Origin of the sequence: Pseudomonas sp. NBRC 111133, assembly GCF_001320605.1 — a bacterium.
In the GTDB taxonomy this organism is placed as follows: domain Bacteria; phylum Pseudomonadota; class Gammaproteobacteria; order Pseudomonadales; family Pseudomonadaceae; genus Aquipseudomonas; species Aquipseudomonas monteilii.
Window position 1 is genome coordinate 1 of record NZ_BCBJ01000089.1, and the last position, 5,209, is coordinate 5,209.

The window sequence follows — 5,209 nt, forward strand, 5'->3', positions numbered from 1 at the left end:
ATGCCCGCATCACAACAGTTGCATCGGCGAACACTTAGCGAACGGTGGTTGTCCAAAAACCTGCGAAAGAGGACAATTATCGGCTTCCCGTCACAACCAGCGATCTTGCATGGCCTTTCTTGCACTTGGTATCAACCATAAGACTGCCTCGGTAGACGTACGCGAGCGCGTGGCGTTTACCCCAGAGCAGCTGGTAGACGCCCTGCAGCAGCTCTGCCGACTGACATCCAGCCGCGAAGCGGCGATCCTGTCGACCTGCAACCGCAGCGAGCTCTATATAGAGCAGGACCACCTGTCCGCCGACGCCGTGTTGCACTGGCTGGCCGACTATCACCGCCTCAGCCTCGACGAACTGCGCGCCAGCGCCTACGTGCACGAAGAGCACGATGCCGTGAAGCATATGATGCGCGTGGCATCGGGCCTGGACTCGCTGGTGCTCGGCGAGCCGCAGATTCTCGGCCAGATGAAGTCGGCCTACGCCGTGGCGCGTGAAGCAGGTACCGTCGGCCCGTTGCTCGGGCGCTTGTTCCAGGCCACCTTCAGCGCCGCCAAGCAGGTGCGTACCGACACCGCAATCGGCGAAAACCCGGTTTCGGTGGCGTTTGCCGCGGTCAGCCTGGCTAAACAGATCTTCGCCGACCTGGGTCGCAGCCAGGCCTTGCTGATCGGTGCTGGCGAAACCATCACCCTGGTCGCCCGCCACCTGCACGAGCAGGGCGTACGTCGTATCGTCGTGGCCAACCGCACCCTGGAGCGCGCCAGCACGCTGGCCGAGCAGTTCGGTGCGCATGCCGTGCTGCTGGCCGACATCCCCCAGGAGCTGGCCAACAGCGACATCGTCATCAGCTCCACTGCCAGCCAGTTGCCGATCCTGGGCAAAGGCGCGGTCGAGAGTGCGCTCAAGCAGCGCCGGCACAAGCCGATTTTCATGGTCGACATTGCCGTACCGCGTGACATCGAACCTGAAGTCGGCGAACTGGACGATGTCTACCTGTACACTGTCGATGACCTGCACGACGTGGTGGCGGAAAACCTCAAGAGCCGCCAGGGCGCTGCCCAGGCTGCCGAAGAGCTGGTGTCGGTGGGCGCCGAAGACTTCATGCTGCGCCTGCGTGAACTGGCTGCGGTGGATGTGCTCAAGGCCTATCGCCAGCAAAGCGAACGCCTGCGCGACGAAGAACTGCAAAAAGCCCAGCGCCTGCTTGCTAACGGCGGCAACCCCGAAGACGTGCTGGCCCAACTGGCCCGGGGCCTGACCAACAAACTCTTGCATGCGCCCAGCGTGCAGTTGAAAAAGCTCTCGGCCGAGGGCCGCCTCGATGCGCTGGCCATGGCCCAGGAACTCTTTGCCCTCAACGAGGGCTCCACGGACAAATCCCCGCAATGAAAGCGTCGCTGCTGAACAAACTGGAAATCCTCCAGGACCGCTTCGAAGAACTCACCGCCCTGCTCGGTGACGCCGAGGTCATTTCCGACCAGACACGCTTTCGCGCGTATTCCCGTGAGTACGCCGAGGTCGAGCCGGTCTACGCTGCTTATAAAGAGTGGCGCAAAGTGCAGGACGACCTCGAAGGCGCCCAGGCGCTGCTCAAGGACAGTGACCCGGACCTGCGCGAAATGGCCGTGGAAGAGGTGCGTGAAGCCAAAGAGCAACTGTTGACGCTGGAGGCGCAGCTGCAACGCATGCTGCTGCCTAAAGACCCTAACGACGGTCGCAACGTGTTCCTCGAAATCCGCGCCGGCACCGGTGGCGACGAGGCGGCGATCTTCTCTGGCGACTTGTTCCGCATGTACTCGCGCTACGCTGAAAAGCGTGGCTGGCGCCTGGAGATTCTGTCCGAGAACGAAGGCGAGCACGGCGGCTACAAGGAAATCATCGCCCGTGTCGAGGGTGAAAACGTTTACGGCAAGCTCAAATTCGAGTCGGGTGCTCACCGCGTCCAGCGCGTACCTGAGACCGAATCCCAGGGCCGTGTGCACACTTCCGCATGCACGGTGGCGGTGCTGCCCGAGCCGGACGAACAGGCCGCCATCGAAATCAACCCGGCCGACCTGCGCGTGGACACCTACCGTGCATCCGGTGCCGGTGGTCAGCACGTGAACAAGACTGACTCGGCCATCCGCATCACCCACTTGCCTACCGGCATCGTGGTCGAATGCCAGGAAGAGCGTTCGCAGCACAAGAACCGGGCTCGCGCCATGTCCTGGCTGTCGGCCAAGCTCAACGACATGCAGACCAGCGCAGCACAGAATGCCATCGCCAGCGAACGCAAGCTGCTGGTGGGCTCTGGCGACCGCTCCGAGCGCATTCGCACGTACAACTATCCACAGGGCCGGGTGACCGACCACCGTATCAACCTGACCCTGTACTCGCTGGACGACATCCTCAGTGGTGGCGTGGAGGCGGTGATCGAACCGCTGCTGGCCGAATACCAGGCCGATCAACTGGCCGCCCTGGGGGACTGATGACCATCATCGCCAGCCTGCTGCGCAACGCGCAGTTGCCCGAATCGCCTACCGAACGGCTGGATGCCGAACTGCTGCTGGCGGCTGCCATTGGCAAGTCACGCAGTTACCTGCACACCTGGCCCGAGCGTATCGTCAGTAGCGAAGATGCCGAGACTTACGCGGGTTACCTGCAGCGACGCCGTGGCGGCGAGCCGGTCGCTTATATCCTCGGGCAGCAGGGCTTCTGGACGATCGACCTGGAAGTGGCGCCGCATACCCTGATCCCCAGGCCAGACACCGAGCTGTTGGTCGAAACGGCCCTCGAACTGCAACCCGCCTCGCCAGCCAAGGTGCTGGACCTGGGCACCGGTACGGGCGCGATTGCCCTGGCCTTGGCCAGCGATCGCCCGGCCTGGCAGGTGACTGCGGTTGACCGGGTGGAAGAGGCCGCTGCACTGGCTGAGCGCAACCGCCAGCGCCTGGGCCTGGCTAATGCCCAGGTGCGGGTAAGCCACTGGTTCGACAGCCTGGTCGGCGAGCGTTTTGACCTGATTGTCAGTAACCCGCCTTACATCGCAGCTGCAGACCCGCACCTGGTGGCCGGTGACGTGCGCTTCGAGCCCAGCAGTGCGCTGGTCGCTGGCGTCGATGGCCTGGACGACCTGCGCGTGATTGCTGCCCAGGCCCCTGCGCACCTGTTGCCCGGGGGCTGGTTGTTGCTGGAGCATGGCTACGATCAGGCAGCAGCGGTACGCGCCTTGCTGGCGGAACACGGTTTTATCGAGGTTGCCAGCCGCACGGACCTGGGCGGCCATGAACGCATTACCCTGGGGCGCCTGCCATGCTGAGTGATGAAGAACTGTTGCGTTACAGCCGGCAGGTACTGCTGGCCCAGATCGACATTGATGGCCAGTTGCGGCTCAAGCAGAGCAAGGCGCTGATCGTCGGGCTCGGTGGCCTGGGCTCACCGGTTGCGTTGTACTTGGCCGCCGCTGGGGTCGGAGAACTGCACCTGGCCGACTTCGACACCGTCGACCTCACCAACCTGCAACGCCAGGTCATCCACGACAGCGCTAGCGTGGGCATGAGCAAGGTCGACTCGGCCTTGCAGCGCCTGGAGGCGATCAACCCGGAAATCAGCCTGGTTGCCCACCGCCAGGCACTGGACGAGGACTCGCTCGCTGCCGCCGTGGCGGCGGTCGACCTGGTACTGGATTGCTCCGACAACTTCGGTACCCGCGAGGCGGTAAACGCCGCGTGTGTCGCGGCTGGCAAGCCACTGGTCAGCGGCGCGGCGATCCGCCTGGAAGGGCAGTTGTCGGTGTTCGACCCACGACGTGACTACAGCCCTTGCTACCACTGCCTGTACGGGCATGGCAGCGAAGCCGAGCTGACGTGCAGCGAAGCCGGTGTGATCGGCCCTCTGGTGGGGCTGGTGGGCAGTTTGCAGGCGCTGGAAGCGATGAAGCTGCTGGCTGGGTTCGGTGAGCCGCTGGTGGGCCGCCTGTTGTTGATCGATGCCCTTGGCACCCGCATCCGTGAGTTGCGCGTCAAGCGTGATCCGGCCTGTTCGGTTTGTGGCAAGCGCGATGGCTAACCGTTCGGCGCCGATTGGCGTGATGGACTCGGGGGTCGGCGGCATGACCGTGCTTGCCGAGATCCAGCGCCTGCTGCCCAACGAGACGTTGCTGTATGTGGCTGATTGCGGCCATGTGCCCTATGGCGAAAAATCGCCGGACTACATCCGTGACCGCTGCCGGCGTATCGCCGGGTTCTTCCACGAGCAAGGTGCCAAGGCCATGGTGCTGGCCTGTAACACCGCTACAGTGGCGGCGGTGGCCGACTTGCGAGAATTGTATCGGTCCTGGCCGCTGGTGGGCATGGAACCGGCCGTGAAACCGGCAGCGGCCGCTACTCGCTCAGGGGTGGTCGGTGTGCTGGCCACCACGGGAACCTTGCAGAGTGCCAAGTTCGCCGCCTTGCTCGACCGCTTTGCCAACGATGTGCAGGTTATTACCCAACCTTGCCCTGGGTTGGTTGAACTGATAGAGGCTGGCGACCTGACAAGCCCGGCATTGCGCCAGATGCTGCGTGGCTATATCCAGCCGCTGCTGGCCGCGGGCTGCGATACGCTGATTCTTGGGTGCACCCATTATCCGTTCCTGCGCCCATTGCTGGCAGACTTGGTGCCGGCGGACGTGGCGGTCATCGACACAGGTGCCGCCGTGGCGCGTCAACTGCAACGGTTGCTGGGGGCGGCAGACCTGCTGGCCGAAGGGCCGGCCCGCGATACCCGCTTCTGGACCAGCGCTGACCCTCAACTCCTCAGAAATATCCTACCTGTGCTGTGGCATAAGTCCGACGATGTGCAAAGCTTTGCGTTGTAAAAAAAACGTGAAAAATAGCTGAACTATCGTGCCACTGTCGCTTTCTACCGCTTTGCCTGACATGAGGCGGACACTAATAACAGCAATGAAGGATGTTTCTCATGAAGAAACTGCTCGGCTTGGCGGCGGCTGCCGTCTTCACCCTGGGGCAAGCACTGTCGGCGCAAGCTGCCGACGTTTCGTTTTCAGTAGGGCAGACCGGTGATTCGACCATGGTCTACCGGTTGGGGCTGCAATCGAACTGGGACGCAAGCTGGTGGCAAACCAGCGTTGGCCGCCTGACTGGCTACTGGGATGGGGCCTATACCTATTGGGATGGCGACAAGACGGCGAGCAACCATAGCTTGTCTTTTGCGCCAGTGTTCGTTTATGAA

Annotated in this window: 6 protein-coding genes; all 6 read left to right on the plus strand. The window is 63.0% G+C overall.

The annotated features are described in order from the left end of the window. Positions 1-109 precede the first annotated feature (109 nt). Complete coding sequence (gene hemA, locus APH36_RS21365) at positions 110-1,387, plus strand: glutamyl-tRNA reductase (RefSeq protein WP_060500127.1); 1,278 nt, start codon at positions 110-112, stop codon at positions 1,385-1,387. Beyond that, positions 1,384-2,466, plus strand: a complete 1,083-nt coding sequence (gene prfA, locus APH36_RS21370; RefSeq protein WP_016713307.1) for a peptide chain release factor 1 — start codon at positions 1,384-1,386, stop codon at positions 2,464-2,466. The genes hemA and prfA overlap by 4 nt, the downstream gene beginning before the upstream one ends. Then, complete coding sequence (gene prmC, locus APH36_RS21375) at positions 2,466-3,296, plus strand: peptide chain release factor N(5)-glutamine methyltransferase (RefSeq protein WP_019099809.1); 831 nt, start codon at positions 2,466-2,468, stop codon at positions 3,294-3,296. Before prfA ends, prmC begins: the two co-directional genes overlap by 1 nt. After that, positions 3,290-4,045, plus strand: coding sequence for a molybdopterin-synthase adenylyltransferase MoeB (locus APH36_RS21380; protein WP_060500128.1), 756 nt, complete (start codon positions 3,290-3,292; stop codon positions 4,043-4,045). The genes prmC and APH36_RS21380 overlap by 7 nt, the downstream gene beginning before the upstream one ends. Further along, a complete protein-coding gene (gene murI / locus APH36_RS21385; protein WP_060500129.1) occupies positions 4,038-4,835 on the plus strand; it encodes a glutamate racemase in 798 nt (265 codons plus the stop codon). Before APH36_RS21380 ends, murI begins: the two co-directional genes overlap by 8 nt. 92 nt (positions 4,836-4,927) lie before the next feature. Continuing rightward, the coding region (locus tag APH36_RS21390) for an acyloxyacyl hydrolase (RefSeq protein ID WP_374754802.1) at positions 4,928-5,209 on the plus strand (282 nt) is incomplete at its 3' end.